Here is a 26,816-nt window from a genome sequence, read left to right on the forward strand (position 1 = left end):
ACTTTGTCTCAGGAATTACTTACGAAGCATAACTTCGATAAAGTCTTTCCAGTTCCCCAGTTCACGTTCAATCATAACAACCTCTCTTATAATTATGGGTATTCTACGGAAACAATATACCGTGGTGAAGCTAATTTACTCGATTGCTGCGATGACTACCTCCGGGGGACAAACTTTATGTAAATACTATGGTCCTGCAGCAATGATTTGTATGTGATACACAGCAACATTTCGAGATATTCATACGGAATCTAGTACTGGTTTAATTCTGTTTAAAATACAGGCAGATAACAAGATGAATATTCTTAATGCTTACGTTAAAAATGTTTAATATTATTTAATAGTTGTTAATTTGAATACTTCGATAATGTTATATTTCTTGATAATGATTTGCAGGCAAAATGTTTTCACCCTTAAATGAGTATTTATTCTCATAAATCGAAAAAGGATTCATTATGGTTACACTTTACGGCATCAAAAATTGTGACACCATTAAAAAGGCTCGCCGTTGGCTGGAAGCCAATAACATCGCCTATCGTTTTCATGATTACCGCATTGATGGGCTGGACAGCGGATTATTGAACGGTTTTATCAACGAATTAGGCTGGCAAGCGTTACTCAACACCCGTGGTACAACCTGGCGTAAACTGGACGAAACCACCCGCAATAAAATCACCGATGCGGCCTCTGCGGCGGCATTAATGACTGAAATGCCTGCAATTATCAAACGCCCATTGCTCTGTGCGCCCGGGAAGCCTATGCTGCTGGGTTTCAGTGATTCCAGTTATCAGCAATTTTTCCATGAGGTGTAGTCTATGTCGTGCCCGGTTATTGAGCTGACCCAGCAGCTTATTCGCCGCCCATCCTTAAGCCCTGATGATGCGGGATGTCAGGCAATCATGATCGAACGTCTGCAGGCGATCGGTTTTACCGTTGAACGCATGGACTTTGCCGATACGCAAAACTTTTGGGCGTGGCGTGGGCAGGGCGAAACGTTAGCCTTTGCCGGACATACCGACGTGGTACCGCCTGGCGACGCAGACCGTTGGATTAATCCGCCGTTTGAACCAACCATTCGTGACGGCATGTTGTTCGGGCGCGGCGCGGCAGATATGAAAGGCTCACTGGCGGCGATGGTGGTAGCAGCAGAACGTTTTGTCGCGCAACATCCCAACCATACAGGTCGACTGGCATTCCTGATCACTTCTGATGAAGAAGCCAGTGCCCACAACGGTACGGTAAAAGTCGTCGAAGCGTTAATGGCGCGTAATGAGCGTCTCGATTACTGCCTGGTCGGCGAACCATCGAGCATCGAAGTGGTTGGTGACGTGGTGAAAAATGGTCGTCGCGGATCGTTAACCTGCAACCTCACCATTCATGGCGTGCAGGGGCATGTAGCCTACCCGCATCTGGCTGACAACCCGGTACATCGCGCAGCACCTTTCCTAAATGAGCTAGTGGCTATCGAGTGGGATCAGGGTAATGAATTTTTCCCGGCGACCAGTATGCAGATTGCCAATATTCAGGCGGGAACGGGCAGTAACAACGTTATTCCGGGTGAACTGTTTGTGCAGTTTAACTTCCGCTTTAGCACCGAACTGACGGATGAGATGATCAAAGCGCAGGTGCTTGCCCTGCTTGAAAAACATCAACTGCGTTATACGGTGGATTGGTGGCTTTCCGGGCAGCCATTTTTGACCGCGCGCGGCAAACTGGTGGATGCGGTCGTTAACGCGGTTGAGCACTATAATGAAATTAAACCGCAGCTACTGACCACAGGCGGAACGTCTGACGGGCGCTTTATTGCCCGCATGGGGGCGCAGGTGGTGGAACTCGGGCCGGTCAATGCCACTATTCATAAAATTAATGAATGTGTGAACGCTGCCGACCTGCAGCTACTTGCCCGTATGTATCAACGTATCATGGAACAGCTCGTCGCCTGATGAGTGGTTCTGCAAGAGGAAATAAGCATGGACTGGCTGGCTAAATATTGGTGGATTCTGGTGATTGTCTTTTTGGTTGGCGTCCTGCTGAACGTGATTAAAGATCTCAAGCGCGTCGACCATAAGAAATTTCTCGCCAACAAGCCGGAGCTTCCCCCGCATCGTGATTTCAACGATAAGTGGGACGATGACGACGATTGGCCGAAAAAGGATCAACCGAAGAAGTAAGCTAAGTGGCCGGATAAGGCGTTAATGCCGCATCCGGCAATGGTGAACGATGCCTGATGCGACGCTCACGCGTCTTATCAGGCCTACCAGGCTATTATTGCATCATTTCAATTACATCATCATCGCCAGGTTTGCCACCACTTAGCGCTTCGTCGAAATAATGTTTCGGTATGGTATAACGCAAGTGATCCAGGGCAAATTGCATACTGCGATTGTCGATTGCATGGCCTAAATCCTCCACAATATCCAGCGTCACGTCACCACCGGCACTGATTAACGCTTCCTGCGCCGCAACCGCATGCGCCAGATCGATAACCGGATCTTCACCGCCATGAATCAGGTGAATTGTCGTGGCTGTAGACGCGGTTTCCGGCAAGCTGGCGTAACGTCCGTTAAAGGCAATGACGCGCGAAGCAAGACCCGGTTCGGCTTTAATGCTCTCCAGTGCCATAATCGCGCCTTGTGAGAAACCGATTAGCGCCGTGGCGTTAGCCCCTACTCCGCTCTGTTTCTGCCAGTAGCGCACCGTCTCAATAAACGTCGGCATGATGGCATCCACACGCGCCTGGCGATTATCTTCCGTAATACCCTGTACCGAAAACCACTGACGCCCCGCCGGATTACCGCTCGGCTCCGCGCCACCGACGCTCACCACCAGTGCATCAGGAAACAGCGGCGCAAACCAGCTGCCGATCTCACCCATCGCTACCGGGTTATCCCCGACACCGTGGAAAAGCAGTAACAACTGTTGTGCAGGTTTATCCGGGCTTTGAACAACAAAATGGTCATGTTTCATGGCGAACTCCTTAACTGATGTCATTAATTTTACGCCGCTGACTCACAATGACCATGGGAGAAAATTGAAGGAGTCAGTGAAAAAATTGCCATTGCGTTATGCGATCGCGCAGACGCTCAGTGCGAACATTATCAAGTGCGAACAGCGCCTGCGCGGCCTCCTCTCGCTGACGGGCCAGTAACATCTTGCGGCCTGAAAGTTTAAGTGTGGTACATAACTGCGCGTCAATGGCGTTTTTCTGTAAACGACCACGCAGCGCCGGTAATGCCAGTTCACTGGTTTGTAGCAGACGCGTTAAGCAACCTAACGACGTTAATAGCGGACGATGAGCAAAAGCAAAACCGGCCAGTTCAAGCCAGTCGTCCTTAGAAAGGACGGCATCATTTCGTGGATCGACGGGGAGCGTTTCGCCATTCCACTGCGTGAGAGCATGCACATCGCGACGTAAACGGTAATGCTCACGTTCAGCCAGCTGTTTACCCGCATCACTCATCGGTAACAGTGCCATCGCCGTATAGCAACCGCTGCTGGCTTCACGATGATTACCCATTCGCACCAGCACAAAACCGCAGCGTTGCCAGAAACGCCATAACTCCGCGGTGTAGCCAAAACTCACCGAAAGATAGTCGAGGTCATGCGTATAATTTAAAGCACGGGCAATAAGCTGTTGCCCAATGCCTTCACGCTGACGAGCTGGATGAACTGCTATCCTGCTGACCCGCCGTCCGCGCAATGTCGCTGCCTGTGGATTGCTGCCGTGCGCCGCCAGCGACTGGGCTACCAGATTACCGCGCGGGCGACGAAAACCTGCCCATACCGCCTGGCTGAGTTCTTGAGATAATCCGCCCTCATCCACCAGCCACAGCGCCCCGGCGATCTCGTTTTCACAAGCCGCCTGGAAAAAATGTTGCCCAGGTGCATCCATCATGCGGCGTAAATCCAGCGGCGAGGTCCGGTAGTGCGCGCCAGACAATAGCTGATATACCTTTAACGGTGTATCCGGATCGCTTCGCCATAAGGTCTGTTCAAAAGCGGAAATGACGATATTGCCTTGTGGTGTATGGGTGAAGTTTTCATCGTCAAAAACCAGTGCCTCGCTGACCATTTTTTCCAGCGGGCATCCCTGCGCCCAGCGGATCGGCTGTTGCAATTCGAAACGGTGTAAATGCGGGAAACGCGCACAAAATTTCAGCAAAAAACCACGTCCGGTACCTTCGTAGCCCTGTACCGTAGTGGTTAACAACGTTCGAGGAAAACGCGATACCAGTTGATGCAACAACGGCGCAGGTATGGCTGCGGCTTCATCGACCACCAGCCAGTCGGCTTGCTCATCGCTGGCTAACAAGGCATCCGGCGCAATAAAGCGAAACTTTTCGCCCGCAAATTGTGCCAGTACATCCGTTGCCGCTTTTGCAGGCGCGGTGACAATCGCACTGCCCGCAATACGAGAAATGAGTTGCCCTGCCAGCGCCGACTTACCGCGCCCACGCGCAGCAGTTACCGCTGACACACCCGGCGGCATGGTGAGTAGCTGCTGTAAGAGTTGCTGTTGTTCTGGTTGTGGTGCGCCGGTCGCGGGTTGCCAGTCAGTACGGGGAATAAAATGCGTCAACGTGAACTGCTGGTTTTGCCGCCAGAGGATAGCATCGTGATCCGCCGTAAGTACGCGTTTGAGGTGCCGGACAAAATGCGGCGTCGCAATAGGGTCAGGGCAATCACTCCAGCGCAGCGAGTCGGCATCAGGTTGGTTTTCCCACTCTTCCCATACAGGGAGTAACAACACCAGCCAGCTTCCGGCTTTCAACGTTCCGCTAAGTGCAGCAAAGGCAGCGGCATCAAAGCCCTGGCGGGCGTCGAATATCGCATGCCGGAATTCGCGTCCAAGTAAAGTTTGTAGCGCCGAGGGAGTACAGTGGTTTTCAGCGACTGGCTGCGGCGAAACCCACAACCAGTCGCCAGGTAAGGCATCACTCAACTTAAGCGCAAGGTTAAAGCACCAACGTTCTTCCCCGCTCAACACCAGCAAGCGGCGGATCCCTTCACGTTTCATTTGCGCTGTTAATGGGTGAAGCGCAGTCAGTTCAGCCATCCCTGCCCCGAAAGTTAAATGCTTTTACCAAAAGTATTGCATTGTGCCGGATCGCCGCTGTCGAAACCACGTTTAAACCAGCTGTAGCGTTGCTGAGAAGTGCCATGAGTGAAACTGTCTGGTACGACTCGCCCCTGACTTTGCTGCTGTAAACGGTCATCGCCGATGGCCTGCGCCGCGTTCAGCGCTTCTTCCAGATCGCCGGTTTCCAGAACGCCTTGCTGCTGCATGCTATGCCCCCAGACACCGGCAAAACAGTCGGCCTGGAGTTCCATACGTACAGATAAGCGGTTCACTTCCGCCTGCGTCGCGTTTTGTTGCAGTTGACGGACTTTCGGCTCGATGCCTAACAGTTTCTGCACATGATGACCGACTTCATGGGCGATAACGTACCCCTGGGCAAAATCGCCATCCGCGCCAAGTTTGTCTTTCATGTCATCATAGAAGGAGAGATCGATATAAACCGTGCCATCCGCCGGGCAATAGAACGGCCCCATAATGGACTGGCCCGCCCCGCAGCCGGTGCGCGTCATTCCACGGTACATGACCAGCTTCGGTTGCTGATAGGTCTTACCCATCTTCTCGAACTGCTGTCCCCAGGTGTCTTCGGTGGTTGCCAGAATCACCGAGGTGAATTTTGCGGCTTCGTCTTCATTTGGGCTAATTGACCGCGTTGATTGCTGTTGGGAAACCGGCTGTCCGGTCATCAACCCAGTTAAATCAACGCCATAGTAGCCTGCAACCAGCACGACTATCAGTAAAATCAGCCCGCCTTTACCGCTTGGCAGACGGAAACCGGGACCGCCCATTGACGGACCACCGGAGCTATTGCGCCTGTCTTCAACATTGTCACTTTCACGTCGCCCTTGCCAACGCATAGATACCTCAACAATATATTCATTATAGAAATGATCGTAGGTGGTTCAGAGGAAGATTACCACAGGAAAGCGGAATGAAATGGCGGAGGAATGAGCGTTCAATGCACATCTTATGAGCGCGGTTGTCTTGCCGTGCCAGCAGCACGGCAAGATGATGAATAGAAAAATCAGTCCAGCTGTACACCCAGGCGGCGGGCAACGGCTTCATAGGCTTCGATCAGGCCACCGAGGCTCTGGCGGAAACGGTCTTTATCCATTTTCTCCAGCGTTTCTTTGTCCCACAGGCGGCTGCCGTCCGGGGAGAACTCATCGCCCAGAACCACTTCGCCTTTGTACAGACCAAACTCCAGCTTGAAGTCGACCAGAATGAGACCAGCATCATCGAACAGTTTTTTCAGCACGTCGTTCGCTTTGTAGGTTAGCTCTTTCATACGCGCCAGATTCTCTTTGCTCACCCAGCCAAAGGTTTCGCAGTAAGATTCGTTGACCATCGGATCGTGCATGGCGTCGTTTTTCAGGAACAGATCGAACAGCGGCGGGTTCAGCTCAATACCTTCTTCGATTCCAAGACGTTTCACCAGAGAGCCAGCAGCACGGTTACGCACGACACACTCAACCGGCACCATATCCAGCTTTTTCACCAGACATTCGGTATCGGAGAGCAGACGCTCCATTTGAGTCGGGATACCCGCTTCAGCCAGTTTGCTCATAATGAAGTAGTTGAACTTGTTGTTCACCATACCTTTGCGATCAAACTGCTCAATGCGCGCGCCATCCCCTGCTGACGTATCATTGCGGAATTCGAGCACCAACAGGTCCGGGTTTTCCGTGCTGTATACGGTTTTCGCTTTACCACGATACAACTCAGCTTGCTTTTGCATCTTTATCACTCCTGGGTGTGAATTAACGTTTTAAAATCTTTTGCTGTCTGGTGTGCCGGATGTTTTGTCGGATGCGGCAAGAACGCCTTATCCGCCCTACGTCCGACAAACAAATTTCGTGCGAATTACCGCCAAAATCGCATTTTTCTGCCGACGCACACGTTTGCGTATCATATCAGAAAAAAGGGCCGGATGACTCCAGCCCTGTATTTTTACTTGCTAAACGCAGCCTGGAAGACAGCTACCAGCGCGTCGTTCTGACTCTGAGTCAGAGTATGACCTTTCGGATCGATGAACTGTAGGCTGCTGCGGTTATCTAAATCGCCAACCTGCAGTTTATAGTCACCGGATGCCAGGCCTGGATCGCTCGCGCCCAGTTCCTGCCAGTCGCTGTCAGACAGCGGCTTGTAAGTTACGGCCATGTTGCCCTGCGAACGGGTGCTGTCGGTCACTTTCATGCCCACTTTTTCCAGCGCCGCTGGCAGACGTTGCCAAACCACATTGAACGGCCCGCGTACGACCAGCATCGGTAAACCGGTGTCATCAGCTGCACTTTGTACGTCCATAGTGGTGGAGGCACGATTTTGCGCAGCGTTCGCGGCGTCAGTGGCAGATTTATCCAGACCGGCGGAAATAACGTTCATCATCTCCGTGCTGTAACGCTGCATGGAAGCCGCGTCTGCAACCGGTTTGCCCGCCTGTTCCAGGTTCAGCAGTTTAACCGTAACCGCCTGCTGATAACCCTGCGGCTTAACAGAGATTTGATAACGACCACGATACTGCTCGTCTTCGTCCAGACGGTTCCATTGTACCCAATCGGTGGTCAGCGTCTGACCCGCATCATCACGTTGGGTGATGGTGTAGTTTTTCGCCTGCAGCACGCTAACCACCTGCGGCCACAGAGTATTGCCACGACCATTTTCCACCAGCAATGAAGCGGTATCGCCCGTGAACTGGGTACGCGCGCCAGAAACCAGTGCCAGCGGCTGGGCTGGTGGACGAATGTCCAGCGCCTTACCGACAGCACCACTACCGTTGGTCACCGGGATTGCATAATCACCGGAGGTCACCGGCAAAATCATTCCAGCCGGGGCATGAAGCTCCGCAAGCGGTGCCGCTTCCAGGTAGGCTTCATCACCACTGACCTGACGCTTATAGCGTGAGTCAGAACTACAGGCTGCGAGTAATAAAACAAGCGAAACACCCGCAACCTTTGCCAGGCGCGACTTTTGAACAGAGTAAGCCATCAAATCTCCCTAAACTTTACAGCAAACCGGCATGCTTAAGCGCCGCTCTGACCGTCTCACGACCACTGTCGGTGATTGGAGTCATTGGCAGGCGCAGCGTATCGGTCGCCACAAGACCCAATTCCTTACATGCCCATTTCACCGGGATTGGATTGGGTTCGACAAATAGTTTGTTGTGTAATGGCATCAGACGCTGATTAATAACGCGTGCCTCGGCAAAATGCCCTTCTGCCGCCAGTTTGCACATCTGGGCCATATCACGCGCTGCGACGTTAGCCGTAACGGAAATAACCCCATGACCGCCTAATTGCATGAAGTCCAGCGCGCTCGCATCATCGCCGCTCAGCAGAACAAAATCATCTGAAACCAGCTCTTTGATCTGGTTTACACGCGTTAAGTTCCCTGTAGCCTCTTTGATTCCGATAATATTTTTTACTTTCGCCAGACGGCCCACCGTTTCCGGGAGCAGATCGCAACCAGTACGGGACGGCACATTATACAGAATTTGTGGCAGGTCAGTATGTTCAGCGATGGCTTTGAAATGCTGATACAAACCTTCTTGCGACGGACGATTATAGTAAGGGGTTACCGTCAGACAGCCGACGATACCACTGTCATTGAAGCGCTGCGTCAGGCTAATGGCTTCCGCAGTAGCGTTAGCGCCGGTCCCTGCAATTACCGGAATGCGCCCGTCAGCCAGCTCCAGCGTCATCATCACCACATCAGCATGTTCGTCATGATTTAAGGTAGCGGACTCGCCAGTGGTGCCAACAGAAACGATCGCCGAAGTACCGCTGGCGACATGATAATCAATCAGTTTTTTCAAGCTAGCCCGACAGACATTACCTTTTTCATCCATCGGAGTAACAATCGCGACAATACTTCCCGTGAACATGGGCCATCCTCTGTGCAAACAAGTGTCTCAATGGTACGTTTGGTAAGGCATTAAAAGCAAGCAGACAGAACCGTTCTGATTGTTGTATGCATGTTTTTTTTATGCTTTCCTTAAGAACAACTCACCCCTTAAAGGAATAACCAGTTTGACACTGTCATCGCAACATTATCTGGTGATCACTGCGTTGGGTGCCGATCGCCCTGGAATTGTGAACACCATCACCCGTCATGTCAGTAGTTGCGGCTGTAATATTGAAGACAGTCGCCTGGCGATGCTGGGAGAAGAGTTCACGTTTATCATGCTGCTTTCCGGTTCATGGAATGCCATTACTCTGATTGAATCAACGTTACCGTTGAAAGGTGCCGAACTGGATCTTTTAATCGTGATGAAGCGCACGACGGCGCGTCCGCGTCCGCCAATGCCAGCATCTGTCTGGGTTCAGGTCGATGTGGCAGACTCCCCGCATTTAATTGAACGCTTCACGGCACTTTTCGACGCGCACCATATGAACATTGCGGAGCTGGTGTCGCGCACGCAACCTGCTGAAAATGAACGGGCTGCACAGTTGCATATTCAGATAACCGCCCACAGTCCCGCCTCTGCGGATGCAGCAAATATTGAGCAAGCGTTTAAAGCCCTATGTACAGAACTCAATGCACAAGGCAGTATAAACGTCGTCAATTATTCCCCACATGATGAACAGGATGGAGTTAAGTAATGAATCCACTGAAAGCCGGTGATATCGCACCGAAATTTAGCTTGCCGGATCAAGACGGAGAACAAGTTAATTTGACCGACTTCCAGGGACAGCGTGTTCTGGTTTATTTTTACCCAAAAGCCATGACTCCCGGCTGTACCGTACAGGCCTGCGGCTTACGCGATAACATGGATGAATTGAAAAAAGCGGGCGTTGATGTGCTGGGTATCAGCACCGATAAACCCGAAAAACTCTCCCGTTTTGCGGAAAAAGAGCTGCTTAACTTTACGCTCCTGTCTGATGAGGACCACCAGGTGTGCGAACAATTCGGCGTCTGGGGTGAAAAGTCCTTCATGGGCAAAACCTACGATGGTATTCATCGCATCAGCTTCCTGATTGACGCTGATGGCAAAATCGAACATGTCTTTGACGATTTCAAAACCAGCAATCACCACGACGTTGTGCTGAACTGGCTGAAAGAACACGCCTGATTACTTTGCTCCATTCAGTGCTGGCTGCGCTTGCGGCCAGCACACCTCACTTCTCGTGATCAAGATCACATTCTCGCTTTCCCCTGCGACACGGGTGTCGAATCCATTTATTGCTGAACGTTAATGACCATCATTTTTGTACCGTTCAGAATCCAGTTAATACATAACTTATTGAATATATTAAATTAATCAGACTGGCATCCTTTATGCAATATGAAATGCAATGTTTCATATCATTTTCAAGGAGCCGACATGAACCGCTTTGTGGTGGCCGAACCACTGTGGTGTACAGGATGTAATACCTGTCTCGCTGCCTGTTCGGACGTGCATAAAACGCAAGGTTTACAGCAACACCCGCGCCTGGCCCTGGCGAAGACGTCAACACTCACTGCCCCTGTCGTGTGTCATCACTGTGAGGAAGCCCCTTGCCTGCAGGTCTGCCCGGTCAATGCCATCTCCCAGAGAGATGATGCGATCCAACTCAACGAAAGCCTCTGTATTGGCTGCAAGCTTTGCGCCGTGGTCTGCCCATTTGGCGCAATCAGCGCTTCAGGAAGCCGTCCGGTGAATGCCCCTGCGCAATATGTTTTTCAGGCTGACGGCTCACTCAAAGACGGCGAAGAAAACGCGCCGACCCAACATGCTTTGCTGCGCTGGGAACCGGGTGTCCAGAGCGTCGCGGTGAAATGCGACCTGTGTGATTTCTTGCCAGAAGGTCCGGCCTGCGTTCGCGCTTGCCCGAATCATGCGTTACGGCTGATCACCGACGATAGCCTGCAACGTCAGATGAAAGAAAAACAGCGCCTTGCCGCAAGCTGGTTTGCCAATGGCGGGGAGGATCCCCTTTCCCTCACTCAGGAGCAACGCTAATGGATGCCCTGCAATTATTAACCTGGTCGCTGATCCTCTATCTGTTTGCCAGTCTGGCTTCGCTGTTTTTACTCGGTCTGGACAGACTGGCTATTAAGCTTTCCGGCATCACATCGCTGGTGGGCGGCGCGATTGGCATCATCAGCGGAATTACGCAATTACATGCAGGCGTAACTTTAGTCGCCCGTTTTGCCACGCCTTTTGACTTTGCCGATTTAACCCTGCGAATGGATAGCCTCTCGGCATTTATGGTGCTGGTTATCTCCTTGCTGGTGGTGGTTTGTTCGCTCTATTCATTGACTTATATGCGCGAATACGAGGGCAAAGGCGCGGCGGCGATGGGCTTCTTTATGAATCTTTTCATCGCATCGATGGTTGCCCTGCTGGTGATGGACAACGCTTTTTGGTTCATCGTGCTGTTTGAAATGATGTCGCTGTCTTCCTGGTTTCTGGTCATTGCCAGGCAGGATAAAACGTCAATCAACGCTGGCATGCTCTACTTTTTTATCGCCCACGCCGGATCGGTGCTGATTATGATTGCCTTCTTGCTGATGTGGCGCGAAAGCGGCAACCTCGATTTTGCCAGTTTCCGCACGCTTTCACTTTCTCCGGGGCTGGCGTCGGCGGTGTTCCTGCTGGCCTTCTTCGGTTTTGGCGCGAAAGCCGGGATGATGCCGTTGCACAGCTGGTTGCCGCGCGCTCACCCTGCCGCACCATCGCACGCTTCGGCGTTGATGTCTGGCGTAATGGTCAAAATCGGTATTTTCGGCATCCTGAAAGTGGCGATGGATCTGCTGGCGCAAACGGGTTTGCCGCTGTGGTGGGGCATTCTGGTGATGGCGATCGGCGCAATCTCCGCGCTCCTGGGCGTGCTGTATGCGCTGGCGGAACAGGATATCAAACGGCTGCTGGCCTGGAGTACCGTCGAAAACGTCGGCATTATTTTGCTGGCGGTCGGTGTGTCCATGGTCGGTCTGTCACTGCACGACCCGCTGCTCACCGTGGTTGGACTGCTCGGCGCACTGTTTCATCTGCTCAACCATGCGCTGTTCAAAGGGCTGCTATTTCTCGGCGCGGGTGCGATTATTTCGCGTTTGCATACCCACGACATGGAAAAAATGGGGGCACTGGCAAAACGGATGCCGTGGACAGCCGCAGCATGCCTGATTGGTTGCCTCGCGATATCAGCCATTCCTCCGCTGAATGGTTTTATCAGCGAATGGTACACCTGGCAGTCGCTGTTCTCACTAAGTCGTGTGGAAGCCGTAGCGCTACAACTTGCGGGTCCTATTGCTATGGTGATGCTGGCAGTCACTGGTGGGCTGGCAGTAATGTGCTTCGTCAAAATGTACGGCATTACTTTCTGTGGTGCGCCGCGCAGTACACACGCTGAAGAGGCACAGGAAGTGCCAAATACGATGATCGTCGCCATGCTACTGCTCGCGGCACTCTGCGTATTCATTGCGCTTAGTGCCAGTTGGCTGGCACCGAAGATAATGCACATTGCCCATGCGTTTACCAATACCCCTTCCGTCACTGTCGCCAGCGGAATGGCACTTGTACCCGGCACGTTTCATACACGGGTCACTCCCTCATTACTGTTGCTGTTACTACTGGCGATGCCTTTGCTGCCTGGCCTTTACTGGCTGTGGTGTCGTTCGCGCCGCGCAGCGTTTCGTCGCACAGGAGATGCCTGGGCATGCGGCTACGGCTGGGAAAATGCGATGGCCCCGTCAGGCAATGGCGTGATGCAGCCGCTGCGTGTGGTCTTTTCTGCGCTATTTCGTCTACGACAACAGCTCGACCCTACGCTGAGGCTGAACAAAGGTCTCGCGCACATCACCGCCAGGGCTCAGAGCACAGAACCCTTTTGGGATGAGCGGGTGATCCGCCCCATCGTGAGCGCCACCCAACGGCTGGCCAAAGAAATACAGCATCTGCAAAGCGGCGACTTTCGTCTCTATTGCCTGTATGTGGTCGCCGCACTGGTTGTGCTGCTAATCGCTATTGCCGTCTAAGGAAATCACCATGAGACAAACTCTTTGCGACGGATATCTGATCATTTTTGCGTTAGCACAGGCCGTGATTCTGCTGGCGCTAACCCCGCTTTTTACGGGGATTTCCCGGCAGATACGCGCGCGTATGCACTCCCGTCGCGGACCGGGGATCTGGCAGGATTATCGCGATATCCACAAACTGTTTAAACGCCAGGAAGTTGCGCCGACATCTTCAGGTCTGATGTTCCGCCTGATGCCGTGGGTATTAATCAGCAGCATGCTGGTGCTGGCGATGGCCCTACCACTATTTATTACTGTTTCCCCTTTTGCGGGCGGCGGCGATCTGATCACCCTTATCTATCTTCTTGCCCTGTTTCGTTTTTTCTTTGCTCTTTCCGGGCTGGATACCGGAAGTCCGTTTGCGGGTGTCGGTGCCAGTCGCGAGTTGACGCTCGGCATTCTGGTCGAACCAATGCTCATTCTCTCACTGCTGGTATTGGCGCTGATAGCGGATTCCACGCATATCGAGATGATCAGCAAGACGCTGGCGACGGGCTGGAACTCGCCGCTAACCACCGTACTGGCGTTACTGGCCTGTGGTTTTGCCTGCTTCATTGAGATGGGAAAAATTCCCTTTGATGTTGCTGAAGCAGAACAGGAATTACAGGAAGGCCCGCTGACCGAATATTCCGGTGCCGGGCTGGCGTTGGCGAAATGGGGGCTGGGGCTGAAACAGGTCGTGATGGCAGCACTGTTTGTGGCCCTGTTTCTGCCCTTTGGGCGCGCGCAAGAGCTTTCTCTCACCTGCCTGCTGACTTCACTTGTCGTTACGCTGCTCAAGGTTTTGCTGATTTTTGTTCTGGCCTCTATCGCAGAAAACACGCTGGCACGCGGGCGTTTTTTACTCATTCACCATGTGACCTGGCTTGGCTTCAGCCTTGCTGCGCTTGCCTGGGTCTTCTGGTTAACCGGTCTGTAAGGAGCACTGACGGAATATGGAAAATCTTGCTCTGACGACGTTATTGCTGCCTTTTATCGGCGCACTGGTCGTTTCGTTTTCGCCACAACGTCGGGCCGCCGAATGGGGGATTTTGTTCGCCGCGCTGACCACGCTGTGCATGTTGTCGCTGATCTCCGCGTTTTATCAGGCCGATAAAGTTGCCGTCACGTTGACGTTGGTCAACGTGGGGGATGTGGCGTTGTTTGGCCTGATCATTGATCGCGTGAGTACGCTGATTCTGTTTGTGGTGGTGTTCCTCGGTTTGCTGGTCACGATCTACTCCACGGGTTATCTGACGGATAAAAATCGCGAACACCCGCATAACGGCACGAATCGTTATTACGCATTTTTGCTGGTTTTTATCGGCGCGATGGCGGGACTGGTACTCTCCTCGACGCTGCTCGGTCAGTTGTTGTTTTTTGAAATTACGGGCGGCTGCTCCTGGGCGTTGATCAGTTATTACCAGAGCGATAAAGCGCAACGTTCAGCACTAAAAGCGTTACTTATCACTCATATCGGTTCGCTGGGGTTGTATCTTGCCGCCGCCACGCTGTTTTTGCAGACCGGAACGTTTGCGCTTAGCGCGATGAGCGAGTTACACGGCGACGCACGCTATCTGGTTTATGGTGGCATCCTGTTTGCCGCGTGGGGGAAATCGGCCCAGCTACCGATGCAAGCGTGGCTACCGGATGCAATGGAAGCGCCAACACCGATCAGCGCCTATCTCCACGCCGCATCGATGGTGAAAGTGGGCGTTTACATTTTTGCCCGCGCCATTATCGACGGCGGCAATATCCCGCATGTGATTGGCGGCGTTGGCATGGTCATGGCACTGGTCACCATTCTTTACGGCTTCCTGATGTATTTGCCGCAGCAGGATATGAAGCGGTTGCTGGCCTGGTCGACCATCACTCAACTTGGCTGGATGTTCTTCGGCTTGTCGCTCTCCATCTTCGGCTCGCGGCTGGCACTGGAGGGCAGCATCGCCTACATCGTCAACCACGCGTTCGCTAAAAGCCTGTTTTTCCTTGTAGCCGGTGCGCTGAGTTACAGCTGCGGCACGCGCTTGTTGCCGCGTCTGCGTGGCGTATTGCACACCCTGCCGTTGCCAGGCGTGGGTTTCTGCGTGGCCGCGCTGGCGATTACTGGCGTGCCGCCGTTCAACGGCTTCTTCAGTAAATTCCCACTGTTTGCTGCCGGTTTTTCGTTGTCAGTGGAGTACTGGATCCTGCTGCCCGCCATGATTCTGCTGATGATTGAATCGATTGCCAGTTTCGCCTGGTTTATTCGCTGGTTTGGTCGCGTTGTGCCTGGCAAACCGAGCGAGGCCGTCGCTGATGCCGCACCGCTGCCAGGATCAATGCGCCTGGTGTTGATTGTACTGATTGTGATGTCGCTGATTTCCAGCGTATTCGCCGCGACCTGGTTGCAGTAAGGAGATGATGAATGACCGGTTCTATGATCGTAAATAATCTGGCGGGACTGATGATGCTGACATCGCTGTTTGTGATTAGTGTCAAAAGCTATCGCCTGTCATGCGGATTTTACGCCTGCCAGTCGCTGGTGCTGGTGTCTATTTTCGCCACCCTCTCGTGCCTGTTCGCCGCAGAGCAACTGCTGATCTGGTCCGCCAGCGCCTTTATCACCAAAGTACTGATGGTACCGTTAATCATGATTTACGCTGCACGAAATATTCCCCAGAACCTCCCGGAAAAAGCGTTATTCGGTCCGGCAATGATGGCATTGCTCGCGGCATTAATTGTCCTGCTTTGCGCATTTGTCGTTCAGCCCGTGAAGCTACCGATGGCTACCGGGCTGAAACCGGCGCTGGCGGTGGCGTTAGGTCATTTTCTGCTTGGCCTGCTGTGCATTGTCAGCCAGCGCAATATCCTGCGGCAAATTTTTGGTTACTGCCTGATGGAAAACGGCTCCCATCTGGTGCTGGCACTTCTTGCCTGGCGTGCACCGGAACTGGTGGAAATTGGTATCGCTACCGATGCCATTTTCGCCGTCGTTGTGATGGTGTTGCTGGCAAGAAAAATATGGCGTACCCACGGCACGCTGGACGTGAACAACTTGACCGCGCTGAAGGGATAATGAGATGAGTTATTCTGTGATGTTCGCTTTACTCCTGCTCACGCCGCTGCTTTTTTCGCTGCTCTGTTTTGCCTGCCGGAAACGGGGACACTCTGCGACTCGCACGGTGACAGTATTACATAGCTTAGGGATCACGCTGCTGCTGATTCTGGCACTCTGGGTGGTCAAAACCGCCGCGGATGCGGAAGAAATATTCGCCGCCGGACTGTGGCTTCATATTGATGGTCTGGGCGGTTTGTTCCTCGCCATTCTTGGTGTGATTGGCTTTCTCACCGGTGTTTACTCGATTGGCTACATGCGTCATGAAGTGGCTCACGGCGAGCTTTCACCCGTTACGCTGTGCGATTACTACGGTTTCTTCCATCTGTTTTTGTTCACCATGCTGCTGGTTGTTACCAGCAATAACCTGATTGTGATGTGGGCGGCAATCGAAGCCACCACCTTAAGCTCGGCGTTTCTGGTAGGCATTTACGGTCAGCGTTCATCTCTGGAAGCTGCATGGAAGTACATCATTATTTGTACTGTTGGTGTCGCTTTTGGTCTGTTCGGTACCGTGCTGGTATACGCCAACGCCGCCAGCGTTATGCCGCAGGCAGAAATGGCGATATTCTGGAGCGAGGTTCTTAAGCAATCGTCCTTGCTTGACCCAACATTAATGCTGTTGGCCTTTGTGTTTGTGCTAATTGGCTTTGGCACCAAAACCGGGCTATTTCCCATGCACGCCTGGCTGCCGGATGCTCACAGTGAAGCGCCGAGTCCGGTCAGCGCCCTGCTCTCCGCCGTATTGCTGAACTGCGCGCTGTTGGTGCTGATTCGCTATTACATCATTATTTGCCAGGCCATCGGCAGCGATTTCCCCAACCGGTTGTTGCTCATCTTCGGCATGTTGTCGGTTGCCGTGGCGGCATTTTTCATTCTGGTACAGCGGGACATTAAGCGTCTGCTGGCGTACTCCAGCGTGGAGAACATGGGACTGGTCGCGGTGGCGCTAGGCATTGGCGGGCCGCTGGGAATTTTTGCTGCGCTGCTGCACACCTTAAACCACAGTCTGGCAAAAACGCTGCTGTTCTGCGGTTCCGGCAATGTACTGCTCAAGTACGGCACGCGCGATCTCAACGTCGTCTGCGGAATGCTCAAAATCATGCCATTTACCGCCGTGCTGTTTGGCGGCGGTGCGCTGGCGCTGGCCGGGATGCCGCCCTTCAACATTTTTCTTAGCGAATTTATGACCGTTACCGCCGGACTGGCTCGTAATCACCTGTTGATTATCGTCCTGCTGTTATTGCTGTTAACGCTGGTGCTGGCGGGCCTGGTACGGATGGCTGCGCGGGTGTTAATGGCGAAACCGCCGCAGGCCGTTAACCGGGGTGAACTTGGCTGGTTGACCACCTCGCCAATGGTGATTCTGCTGGTCATGATGCTGGCGATGGGAACGCATATTCCACAACCTGTCATCAGGATCCTGGCGGGCGCTTCCACTATAGTCCTCTCAGGGACGCACGACCTGCCTGCACAACGTAGCACCTGGCATGATTTTTTGCCTTCAGGCACCGCATCTGTTTCGGAGAAACACAGTGAACGTTAATTCATCGTCAAATCGTGGCGAAGCGATTCTCGCCGCCCTGAAAACGCAGTTCCCCGGCGCGGTGCTGGATGAAGAGCGACAAACGCCTGAACAGGTCACCATTACGGTGAAAATAAATCTGCTGCCTGACGTTGTACATTATCTTTATTATCAACATGATGGCTGGCTTCCGGTCCTGTTTGGCAACGACGAGCGGACACTTAACGGTCATTACGCGGTTTATTATGCCCTTTCAATGGAAGGGGCCGAAAAATGCTGGATCGTGGTGAAGGCACTGGTCGATGCCGACAGTCGGGAGTTTCCGTCAGTCACACCGCGCGTCCCTGCCGCGGTCTGGGGCGAGCGAGAAATTCGCGATATGTACGGGCTGATTCCGGTTGGCCTGCCGGATCAGCGTCGCCTGGTGTTGCCCGATGACTGGCCGGAAGATATGCATCCGCTGCGCAAAGACGCGATGGATTATCGCCTGCGCCCTGAACCGACGACTGATACCGAAACGTATCCGTTTATCAACGAGGGCAACAGCGATGCGCGGGTGATCCCTGTTGGCCCGCTGCATATCACCTCCGATGAACCAGGTCACTTCCGCTTGTTTGTGGATGGCGAGCATATTGTCGATGCTGATTACCGCCTGTTTTATGTCCATCGCGGCATGGAGAAACTGGCAGAAACGCGGATGGGCTACAACGAAGTGACCTTCTTGTCGGACCGCGTGTGTGGGATTTGCGGTTTTGCCCACAGTGTGGCCTATACCAACTCGGTTGAAAATGCACTGGGGATTGAGGTGCCGCAACGAGCGCATACTATTCGCTCGATTCTGCTGGAAGTCGAACGGCTGCATAGTCATTTGCTCAACCTTGGCCTCTCCTGCCATTTTGTTGGTTTTGATACCGGTTTTATGCAATTTTTCCGCGTGCGGGAAAAGTCGATGACGATGGCGGAATTGCTGACCGGGTCGCGTAAAACCTACGGTCTGAATCTGATTGGTGGTGTTCGCCGCGATATTCTCAAAGAGCAACGTCTGCAAACGATGAAACTGGTGCGCGAGATGCGCGCCGACGTGTCGGAGCTGGTAGAGATGCTGCTTGCCACGCCGAATATGGAACAACGCACTCAGGGCATTGGCATTCTCGACCGACAAATCGCCCGTGATTATAGCCCCGTAGGGCCGCTGATCCGTGGCAGTGGTTTTGCCCGTGATTTGCGCTTTGATCACCCCTACGCCGACTACGGCAATATTCCAAAAACGCTGTTTACCTTTACCGGCGGCGATGTCTTCTCCCGCGTGATGGTCCGTGTCAAAGAGACGTTTGATTCGCTGGCAATGCTGGAATTTGCCCTCGACAACATGCCGGATACCCCACTGCTGACCGAAGGCTTTAGCTATAAACCTCACGCATTCGCGCTGGGCTTTGTTGAAGCGCCACGCGGTGAAGACGTGCACTGGAGCATGCTCGGCGATAACCAAAAATTGTTCCGCTGGCGCTGTCGTGCCGCCACCTACGCCAACTGGCCAGTGCTGCGTTACATGCTGCGCGGCAATACCGTTTCTGACGCACCGCTGATTATCGGTAGCCTTGATCCCTGCTACTCCTGTACCGACCGTGTGACGCTGGTTGATGTGCGCAAGCGCCAGTCAAAAACCGTGCCGTATAAAGAGATCGAACGCTACGGCATTGATCGTAACCGTTCGCCGCTGAAGTAAGGACAGAAAATGCTGAAGTTACTGAAAACTATTATGCGCGCCGGAACCGCGACGGTGAAATATCCCTTCGCGCCACTGGAGGTCAGCCCAGGCTTTCGCGGGAAACCGGACCTGATGCCCAGCCAATGTATTGCCTGCGGTGCCTGCGCCTGTGCTTGTCCGGCAAATGCGCTGACTATCCAGACCGACGACCAGCAAAATACGCGCACCTGGCAGCTCTATCTGGGGCGTTGTATTTACTGCGGACGTTGTGAAGAAGTGTGCCCGACCAGAGCCATTCAGCTTACTGATAACTTTGAACTGACCGTCACCAATAAAGCCGATCTCTATACCCGCGCGAAGTTCCATCTACAACGTTGCAGCCGTTGCGAACGCCCGTTTGCCCCGCAAAAAACCGTCGCACTGGCTGCAGAACTGTTGGCACAGCAACAAAATGCACCACAAAACCGCGAAATGTTGTGGGCGCAAGCGAGCGTCTGCCCGGAATGCAAACAACGCGCGACGCTGATCAACGACGACACAGATGAACCGCTGGTGGCTAAGGAGCAGCTATGAGTCCAGTGCTTACGCAACATGTCAGCCAGCCCATCACGCTGGACGAACAAACGCAAAAGATGAAGCAGCATTTGCTACAGGATATCCGTCGTTCGGCCTACGTTTATCGCGTGGATTGTGGCGGCTGCAACGCCTGTGAAATCGAAATTTTTGCCGCCATCACGCCAGTGTTCGACGCAGAACGCTTTGGCATTAAGGTTGTTTCATCACCTCGTCACGCCGATATTTTGTTATTTACTGGCGCAGTCACCCGGGCGATGCGTATGCCTGCACTTCGGGCATATGAGTCTGCCCCCGATCATAAAATCTGTGTTTCCTACGGCGCGTGCGGTGTCGGCGGCGGTATTTTCCACGATCTCTACAGCGTCTGGGGCGGCAGCGACACCATTGTCCCCATTGATGTTTGGATCCCCGGCTGCCCGCCAACACCGGCCGCCACCATTCACGGTTTCGCCGTGGCGCTCGGTTTGCTACAACAGAAGATTCACGCGGTGGATTATCGCGATCCCACCGGGGTGACCATGCAACCGCTGTGGCCGCATATCCCGCCATCACAGCGTATCGCCATTGAGCGAGAAGCGAGGCGGCTGGCGGGCTATCGTCAGGGGCGAGAAATTTGCGATCGGCTCCTGCGCCATTTAAGCGACGATCCTACAGGAAATCGGGTTAACACCTGGTTGCGCGAAGCCGACGATCCGCGTCTCAATAGTATCGTTCAGCAACTCTTTCGCGTTCTCCGGGGGTTACATGGCTGAGGAGTGCGGGGAAATTGTTTTCTGGACACTGCGAAAAAAATTTATCGCCAGTAGCGACGAGATGCCGGAACACAGCTCCCAGGTAATGTATTACTCGTTGGCTATCGGTCATCACGTTGGCGTGATTGATTGTCTGAATGTCGCCTTCCGCTGCCCACAGACGGAATACGAAGATTGGCTTGCACAGGTCGAAGAGGAGCAAGCCCGACGTAAGATGCTGGGGGTGATGACCTTTGGTGAGATTGTTATTGACGCCAGCCACACCGCCCTGTTGACCCGGGCATTCGCGCCACTGGCAGATGACGCGACGTCTGTGTGGCAGGCGCGTAGCATTCAATTCATTCATCTGTTGGATGAAATTGTGCAGGAACCGGCCATCTATCTGATGGCCAGAAAAATTGCGTGAGAAGGATTTCTCATTAATAAGGACTGTTAATGGCTATGTCAGACGAGGCGATGTTTGCCCCGCCACAAGGAATAACAATTGAAGCGGTAAACGGAATGCTCGCGGAGCGGTTAGCGCAGAAACACGGCAAGGCGTCTTTATTACGCGCCTTCATCCCGCTGCCGCCGCCGTTCAGCCCGGTACAACTTATTGAACTGCATGTTCTCAAAAGCAACTTCTATTACCGCTACCATGATGATGGCAGCGATGTGACGGCAACAACAGAGTATCAGGGCGAGATGGTCGATTATTCGCGCCACGCCGTCCTTCTCGGCAGTAGTGGAATGGCGGAGCTACGCTTTATTCGCACCCACGGCAATCGTTTTACTCCCCAGGATTGCACACTGTTTAACTGGCTGGCACACATAATCACTCCGGTTCTGCAATCATGGCTCAATGATGAAGAACAGCAGGTGGCGCTGCGTTTGCTGGAGAAAGATCGCGATCATCATCGGGTACTGGTGGATATCACTAATGCAGTGTTGTCACATCTTGATCTCGACGATCTGATCGCTGACGTCGCTCGTGAGATCCATCATTTTTTCGGTCTGGCTTCAGTCAGTATGGTACTGGGCGATCATCGAAAGAACGAGAAGTTCAGCCTGTGGTGCAGCGATCTTTCTGCCTCACATTGTGCGAGTCTGCCACGCTGTATGCCTGGCGAAAGTGTATTGCTGACACAAACGCTACAAACCCGACAACCGACCTTGACGCACCGTGCAGACGATCTGTTTCTCTGGCAACGCGACCCGTTATTACACTTACTTGCATCTAACGGCTGCGAATCTGCGCTCCTTATACCGCTCACCTTTGGCAACCATACACCGGGTGCATTGTTGCTGGCGCATACCTCTTCCACTCTCTTTGGGGAGGAAAACTGCCAGCTACTACAACATATTGCCGATCGCATCGCTATTGCCGTTGGCAATGCCGATGCCTGGCGTAGCATGACCGATTTGCAGGAAAGCTTGCAGCAAGAAAACCACCAGCTTAGCGAGCAGCTCCTTTCGAATCTGGGCGTCGGTGACATTATCTATCAAAGCCAGGCAATGGAAGATTTGCTCCAGCAGGTAGATATTGTGGCGAAGAGCGACAGTACGGTGTTGATTTGTGGTGAAACCGGAACCGGCAAAGAGGTGATCGCCAGAGCGATCCATCAACTTAGCCCACGACGCGACAAGCCGCTGGTCAAAATCAACTGCGCTGCCATCCCCGCCAGTCTTCTGGAAAGTGAGTTATTCGGTCACGACAAAGGGGCATTTACTGGCGCGATTAACACTCATCGTGGTCGTTTTGAAATTGCCGATGGCGGCACGTTATTTCTCGATGAAATTGGCGATCTGCCGTTAGAACTTCAGCCCAAACTGCTACGCGTATTACAGGAGCGGGAAATTGAGCGTCTCGGTGGGAGTAGAACGATCCCGGTGAATGTCAGAGTCATTGCCGCCACCAACCGTGATTTGTGGCAAATGGTAGAAGATCGCCAGTTTCGCAGCGATCTCTTTTATCGCCTGAACGTCTTTCCACTGGAATTGCCGCCGCTACGCGACCGTCCGGAAGATATCCCTCTTTTAGCAAAACATTTTACACAAAAAATGGCTCGCCATATGAATCGCACAATTGATGCCATTCCAACAGAAGCGCTACGCCAGTTGATGTCGTGGGACTGGCCGGGCAACGTGCGCGAGCTGGAAAACGTGATTGAGCGAGCGGTACTACTGACTCGCGGTAACAGTCTGAATTTACATCTTAATGTCCGACAAAGCCGTTTACTGCCGACGCTAAATGAAGATTCAGCGCTTCGCAGTTCAATGGCGCAGTTACTGCACCCGACGACGCCAGAGAATGACGAAGAAGAACGTAAGCGCATTGTTCAGGTATTGCGAGAAACCAATGGCATTGTTGCCGGGCCCCGTGGCGCGGCGACGCGATTAGGGATGAAGCGCACCACGCTGCTGTCACGAATGCAGCGGCTGGGGATCTCGGTTCGCGAGGTGTTGTAATCTGTTTTTGCAGGAGTATGCATGAGAAACAAACTCTCTTTCGACTTGCAGTTGAGCGCCAGAAAAGCGGCAATCGCTGAACGGATTGCCGCCCATAAAATTGCCCGCAGCAAAGTGTCGGTCTTTTTAATGGCGATGTCCGCAGGCGTGTTTATGACGATCGGATTTACTTTTTACCTTACCGTTATCGCCGATGCCCCGTCTTCACAGGCATTAACCCATCTGGTGGGTGGCCTTTGCTTTACACTCGGCTTTATTTTGCTGGCGGTTTGCGGCACCAGCCTGTTCACCTCGTCGGTAATGACGGTGATGGCAAAAAGTCGGGGCATTATTAGCTGGCGAACATGGCTGATTAATGCACTTCTGGTGGCCTGCGGTAATCTGGCAGGTATTGCCTGTTTCAGTTTGTTAATCTGGTTTTCCGGGCTGGTGATGAGTGAAAACGCGATGTGGGGAGTCGCGGTTTTACACTGCGCCGAGGGCAAAATGCATCATACATTTACTGAATCTGTCAGCCTCGGCATTATGTGCAATCTGATGGTTTGTCTGGCGCTGTGGATGAGTTATTGCGGACGTTCATTATGCGACAAAATCGTCGCCATGATTTTGCCCATCACCCTGTTTGTCGCCAGTGGCTTTGAGCACTGTATCGCCAATTTGTTTGTGATTCCGTTCGCCATTGCCATTCGCCATTTCGCCCCTACCTCCTTCTGGCAACTGGCGCACAGTAGCGCAGACAATTTTCCGGCACTGACGGTCAGCCATTTTATTACCGCCAATCTGCTCCCGGTGATGCTGGGTAATATTATCGGCGGTGCAGTGTTGGTGAGTATTTGTTATCGGGCGATTTATTTACGTCAGGAACCCTAAAAATCAGCCCGGCGAAACAGTTCGTCGGGCTGAAGATTATTCTTGCGCGATTTGCCCATCGGGCCAGGCGTGAATCACGGCTTTGATCAGCGTCGCCAATGGAATGGCGAAGAATACGCCCCAGAATCCCCACAAACCACCGAAGATCACTACTGATAAAATAATGACCAGCGGATGCAGGTTAACCGCTTCGGAGAACAACACAGGTACTAACAGGTTGCCGTCCAGCGCCTGAATGATCAGATACACCGCGAAGCAGCTCCAGAATTCCGTGCCAGCACCAAACTGGAATAGCGCCACGCCAACCACCGGAATGGTCACCACAAATGCACCAATGTACGGAATAAGTACCGAGAAGCCGACCAGCACCGCCAGCAGCAGCGAATAGTTCAGCCCGAAGAGTAAGAATCCCAGCCAGGTGGCAATCCCCACCACGATCATCTCCAGCACTTTGCCGCGGATATAGTTGGTGATTTGTTGATTCATCTCCTTCCACACCTGTCCTGCCAGTCCACGGTTACGCGGCAGCACCCGGCGAACGGCGTTCAGCATCTGCTCTTTGTCTTTCAGCAGGAAGAAGACCATCAATGGTACCAGCACCAGATAGACGGCAATGGTCAGCAAACCGACCAGCGAGGCGAGGGAAATTTTCACCACCGAATCGCCCATGGTGAGCATCCGGCTGCGCATATTTTCGGCCATTGCATCAATAATCCCCGCATCCATTAACGCCGGATAGCGGCGCGGCAACGTGGCGGCAAAATCAGAGAGCTTATTGAGCATCCCCGGCATATCGCGGATTAAGTAGATGCCCTGTTGCCAGGCGATAGGCATTACCACGAACGCCATCAGCAGCAAAATACCGACGAAAACGACCAATACAATCGACGTCGCCCAGCGTCGGGAGCAGCCTATTGATTGTAGCCGCACGGTTGGCCATTCCAGTAAATAGGCCAGCACAATCGCCACCAGCAACGGTGCGAGTAGGCCGCTAAAGAAAAAGATAATGCCAAATCCGGCAACTAAAATAACCAGCAAGGCAATCGCTTCCGGGTCACTAAAACGGCGGCGATACCATTGCATCAACATTTCGAGCATAAAGACCTTCCCTGAACCTCAAGAGCGGGATTGTGATCCGCAATTGTATCGAAATGTCACAAAAAAGACTTCGCTTTTTATGACGGATTCAGGAAACTGAAAAGTCATTTGAGTGGGCTAATCTTCGCCGTTACACTCAAAGGCGGCGCGGTGGGAACGATATTTCACAGTATCGGTCAAATGACTATCTCCAGAAACACAGGACAGAGGTTATGTTCAGGCAGTTGAAAAAAAACCTGGTTGCTACCCTCATTGCTGCTATGACTATCGGTCAGGTAGCCCCGGCGTTTGCCGATAGCGCAGACACCTTGCCGGATATGGGAACCTCCGCAGGAAGCACGCTTTCCATTGGTCAGGAAATGCAGATGGGCGACTATTATGTCCGCCAATTACGCGGCAGTGCGCCGTTAATTAATGACCCGTTGTTAACGCAGTACATTAATTCGCTGGGGATGCGTCTGGTTTCGCATGCCAATTCGGTTAAGACGCCGTTCCATTTCTTTTTGATCAATAACGACGAAATTAACGCCTTTGCTTTCTTTGGCGGCAACGTGGTGTTGCACTCTGCCCTGTTCCGTTATTCCGATAACGAAAGTCAACTGGCTTCAGTTATGGCGCACGAAATCTCCCACGTCACCCAACGTCACCTGGCGCGAGCGATGGAAGATCAACAGCGCAGCGCACCGCTTACCTGGGTCGGCGCGTTAGGTTCTATTTTACTGGCGATGGCCAGTCCGCAGGCGGGGATGGCAGCGCTGACCGGTACACTGGCGGGAACGCGCCAGGGGATGATCAGCTTCACCCAGCAAAATGAACAGGAAGCGGATCGCATTGGTATTCAGGTGCTGCAACGCTCAGGATTCGATCCGCAGGCGATGCCGACCTTCCTCGAAAAATTGCTCGATCAGGCGCGTTACTCCTCGCGTCCGCCGGAAATTTTATTGACTCACCCATTGCCGGAAAGTCGTCTGGCAGATGCCCGCAACCGTGCTAATCAGATGCGCCCGATGGTGGTGCAGTCGTCGGAGGATTTCTATCTGGCGAAAGCGCGCACACTGGGGATGTATAATTCCGGACGTAATCAGCTCACCAGTGATTTGCTGGATGAATGGGCGAAAGGAAACGTTCGTCAGCAACGAGCGGCGCAATATGGTCGTGCTTTACAGGCGATGGAAGCCAATAAATACGACGAAGCGCGTAAAACGCTGCAACCGTTACTGGCGGCAGAACCTGGCAACGCATGGTATCTCGATCTGGCTACCGATATCGATCTTGGGCAAAACAAAGCCAATGACGCTATCAATCGCCTGAAAAATGCCCGCGATTTGCGCACCAATCCGGTGTTGCAGCTCAACCTGGCGAACGCTTATCTGCAAGGGGGGCAACCACAGGAAGCGGCCAATATTCTGAATCGCTACACTTTTAACAATAAAGATGACAGCAACGGCTGGGATTTACTGGCACAGGCGGAAGCCGCACTAAATAACCGCGATCAGGAACTGGCTGCGCGAGCAGAAGGTTATGCGCTCGCCGGGCGACTCGATCAGGCCATTTCCTTGTTGAGTAGCGCCAGTTCTCAGGTGAAATTAGGCAGCCTGCAACAAGCGCGTTACGATGCGCGCATCGACCAGTTGCGCCAGCTGCAAGAACGCTTTAAGCCTTATACCAAGATGTAATTCGCATTAAAGGAA

The 26,816-nt window shown here is 52.9% G+C and carries 26 protein-coding genes; 18 read left to right on the plus strand and 8 right to left on the minus strand.

What is annotated here, in order from left to right; all coding sequences use genetic code 11:
* Positions 1-15 precede the first annotated feature (15 nt).
* Positions 16-75 carry a protein YpfM gene (gene ypfM, locus QUE74_RS16040; protein ID WP_001386977.1) on the minus strand — a complete coding sequence of 20 codons (60 nt, stop codon included), beginning with the start codon at positions 73-75 and terminating at the stop codon, positions 16-18.
* Between the two features lie 380 nt (positions 76-455).
* Between ypfM and QUE74_RS16045 the strand changes: the two genes are divergently transcribed.
* The 3 genes from QUE74_RS16045 to QUE74_RS16055 are packed head-to-tail and all read left to right on the plus strand — an operon-like array spanning position 456 to position 2,171.
* Complete coding sequence (locus QUE74_RS16045) at positions 456-812, plus strand: ArsC family reductase (RefSeq protein WP_000258228.1); 357 nt, start codon at positions 456-458, stop codon at positions 810-812.
* Between the two features lie 3 nt (positions 813-815).
* The gene (gene dapE / locus QUE74_RS16050) at positions 816-1,943 is read left to right on the plus strand and encodes a succinyl-diaminopimelate desuccinylase (RefSeq protein ID WP_001277784.1); all 1,128 of its coding nucleotides are present in this window, start codon (positions 816-818) and stop codon (positions 1,941-1,943) included.
* 27 nt (positions 1,944-1,970) lie between these two features.
* Entirely contained in the window at positions 1,971-2,171 is a 201-nt protein-coding gene (locus QUE74_RS16055; protein ID WP_000383836.1) for a YpfN family protein, read from the plus strand.
* A gap of 94 nt (positions 2,172-2,265) precedes the next feature.
* Here the strand turns inward: QUE74_RS16055 and ypfH are convergent, their stop codons facing one another.
* The 6 genes from ypfH to dapA form a co-directional block, all read right to left on the minus strand.
* Positions 2,266-2,967 carry an esterase gene (gene ypfH, locus QUE74_RS16060; RefSeq protein WP_000679813.1) on the minus strand — a complete coding sequence of 234 codons (702 nt, stop codon included), beginning with the start codon at positions 2,965-2,967 and terminating at the stop codon, positions 2,266-2,268.
* Positions 2,968-3,040: 73 nt separating this feature from the next.
* On the minus strand, positions 3,041-5,056 hold the full coding sequence (gene tmcA, locus QUE74_RS16065) for a tRNA cytosine(34) acetyltransferase TmcA (RefSeq protein ID WP_000829298.1): 2,016 nt from the start codon (positions 5,054-5,056) through the stop codon (positions 3,041-3,043).
* Positions 5,057-5,070: 14 nt separating this feature from the next.
* Entirely contained in the window at positions 5,071-5,934 is an 864-nt protein-coding gene (gene ypfJ / locus QUE74_RS16070; RefSeq protein ID WP_001267498.1) for a KPN_02809 family neutral zinc metallopeptidase, read from the minus strand.
* Positions 5,935-6,101: 167 nt separating this feature from the next.
* A complete protein-coding gene (gene purC, locus QUE74_RS16075; protein ID WP_001295467.1) occupies positions 6,102-6,815 on the minus strand; it encodes a phosphoribosylaminoimidazolesuccinocarboxamide synthase in 714 nt (237 codons plus the stop codon).
* Between the two features lie 212 nt (positions 6,816-7,027).
* Positions 7,028-8,062 (minus strand): outer membrane protein assembly factor BamC, encoded by a 1,035-nt coding sequence (bamC, locus tag QUE74_RS16080; RefSeq protein ID WP_001297320.1) that lies wholly within the window; start codon positions 8,060-8,062, stop codon positions 7,028-7,030.
* Positions 8,063-8,078: 16 nt separating this feature from the next.
* Complete coding sequence (gene dapA / locus QUE74_RS16085) at positions 8,079-8,957, minus strand: 4-hydroxy-tetrahydrodipicolinate synthase (RefSeq protein ID WP_001295469.1); 879 nt, start codon at positions 8,955-8,957, stop codon at positions 8,079-8,081.
* Between the two features lie 145 nt (positions 8,958-9,102).
* Here dapA and QUE74_RS16090 point away from each other — a divergent pair, with 145 nt between their 5' ends.
* The 14 genes from QUE74_RS16090 to focB all read left to right on the plus strand — a co-directional run bounded on the left by QUE74_RS16090 (position 9,103) and on the right by focB (position 24,027).
* Positions 9,103-9,675 (plus strand): glycine cleavage system transcriptional repressor, encoded by a 573-nt coding sequence (locus QUE74_RS16090; protein ID WP_000176186.1) that lies wholly within the window; start codon positions 9,103-9,105, stop codon positions 9,673-9,675.
* Positions 9,675-10,145: a thioredoxin-dependent thiol peroxidase gene (bcp, locus tag QUE74_RS16095; RefSeq protein ID WP_001068682.1), complete on the plus strand. Its 471-nt coding sequence runs from the start codon at positions 9,675-9,677 to the stop codon at positions 10,143-10,145. Before QUE74_RS16090 ends, bcp begins: the two co-directional genes overlap by 1 nt.
* Positions 10,146-10,397: 252 nt before the next feature.
* Positions 10,398-11,015, plus strand: coding sequence for a hydrogenase 4 subunit HyfA (hyfA, locus tag QUE74_RS16100; RefSeq protein WP_001354812.1), 618 nt, complete (start codon positions 10,398-10,400; stop codon positions 11,013-11,015).
* Positions 11,015-13,033, plus strand: coding sequence for a hydrogenase 4 subunit B (gene hyfB / locus QUE74_RS16105; RefSeq protein ID WP_000339441.1), 2,019 nt, complete (start codon positions 11,015-11,017; stop codon positions 13,031-13,033). The genes hyfA and hyfB overlap by 1 nt, the downstream gene beginning before the upstream one ends.
* A gap of 10 nt (positions 13,034-13,043) precedes the next feature.
* Positions 13,044-13,991 (plus strand): hydrogenase 4 subunit HyfC, encoded by a 948-nt coding sequence (gene hyfC / locus QUE74_RS16110; protein WP_001354813.1) that lies wholly within the window; start codon positions 13,044-13,046, stop codon positions 13,989-13,991.
* Positions 13,992-14,007: 16 nt separating this feature from the next.
* Positions 14,008-15,447 (plus strand): hydrogenase 4 subunit HyfD, encoded by a 1,440-nt coding sequence (gene hyfD / locus QUE74_RS16115; RefSeq protein WP_000429079.1) that lies wholly within the window; start codon positions 14,008-14,010, stop codon positions 15,445-15,447.
* An 11-nt stretch (positions 15,448-15,458) separates the two neighbouring features.
* Positions 15,459-16,109: a hydrogenase 4 membrane subunit gene (gene hyfE / locus QUE74_RS16120; RefSeq protein ID WP_000147996.1), complete on the plus strand. Its 651-nt coding sequence runs from the start codon at positions 15,459-15,461 to the stop codon at positions 16,107-16,109.
* A 4-nt stretch (positions 16,110-16,113) separates the two neighbouring features.
* Positions 16,114-17,694 (plus strand): hydrogenase 4 subunit F, encoded by a 1,581-nt coding sequence (hyfF, locus tag QUE74_RS16125; RefSeq protein ID WP_000122522.1) that lies wholly within the window; start codon positions 16,114-16,116, stop codon positions 17,692-17,694.
* The gene (hyfG, locus tag QUE74_RS16130; RefSeq protein WP_001102310.1) at positions 17,684-19,399 is read left to right on the plus strand and encodes a hydrogenase 4 catalytic subunit HyfG; all 1,716 of its coding nucleotides are present in this window, start codon (positions 17,684-17,686) and stop codon (positions 19,397-19,399) included. Before hyfF ends, hyfG begins: the two co-directional genes overlap by 11 nt.
* Before the next feature lie 9 nt (positions 19,400-19,408).
* A complete protein-coding gene (hyfH, locus tag QUE74_RS16135) occupies positions 19,409-19,954 on the plus strand; it encodes a hydrogenase 4 subunit H (protein ID WP_000916069.1) in 546 nt (181 codons plus the stop codon).
* Positions 19,951-20,709, plus strand: a complete 759-nt coding sequence (gene hyfI / locus QUE74_RS16140) for a hydrogenase 4 catalytic subunit HyfI (protein WP_000075545.1) — start codon at positions 19,951-19,953, stop codon at positions 20,707-20,709. The genes hyfH and hyfI overlap by 4 nt, the downstream gene beginning before the upstream one ends.
* Entirely contained in the window at positions 20,702-21,115 is a 414-nt protein-coding gene (gene hyfJ / locus QUE74_RS16145) for a hydrogenase 4 assembly chaperone HyfJ (RefSeq protein WP_000796783.1), read from the plus strand. Before hyfI ends, hyfJ begins: the two co-directional genes overlap by 8 nt.
* A 29-nt stretch (positions 21,116-21,144) precedes the next feature.
* Positions 21,145-23,157, plus strand: coding sequence for a DNA-binding transcriptional regulator HyfR (gene hyfR, locus QUE74_RS16150; protein ID WP_001251515.1), 2,013 nt, complete (start codon positions 21,145-21,147; stop codon positions 23,155-23,157).
* A gap of 21 nt (positions 23,158-23,178) precedes the next feature.
* Entirely contained in the window at positions 23,179-24,027 is an 849-nt protein-coding gene (gene focB / locus QUE74_RS16155) for a formate transporter FocB (protein WP_001244762.1), read from the plus strand.
* A gap of 36 nt (positions 24,028-24,063) precedes the next feature.
* Here focB and QUE74_RS16160 read toward each other — a convergent pair whose 3' ends face one another.
* The gene (locus tag QUE74_RS16160; RefSeq protein ID WP_000892051.1) at positions 24,064-25,125 is read right to left on the minus strand and encodes an AI-2E family transporter; all 1,062 of its coding nucleotides are present in this window, start codon (positions 25,123-25,125) and stop codon (positions 24,064-24,066) included.
* 212 nt (positions 25,126-25,337) lie between these two features.
* Here QUE74_RS16160 and bepA point away from each other — a divergent pair, with 212 nt between their 5' ends.
* Positions 25,338-26,801: a beta-barrel assembly-enhancing protease gene (gene bepA / locus QUE74_RS16165; protein WP_000489665.1), complete on the plus strand. Its 1,464-nt coding sequence runs from the start codon at positions 25,338-25,340 to the stop codon at positions 26,799-26,801.
* Positions 26,802-26,816: the final 15 nt, after the last annotated feature.

Origin of the sequence: Escherichia sp. 10290, from assembly GCF_030295155.1 — a bacterium.
Classification (GTDB): Bacteria; Pseudomonadota; Gammaproteobacteria; order Enterobacterales; family Enterobacteriaceae; genus Escherichia; species Escherichia coli_F.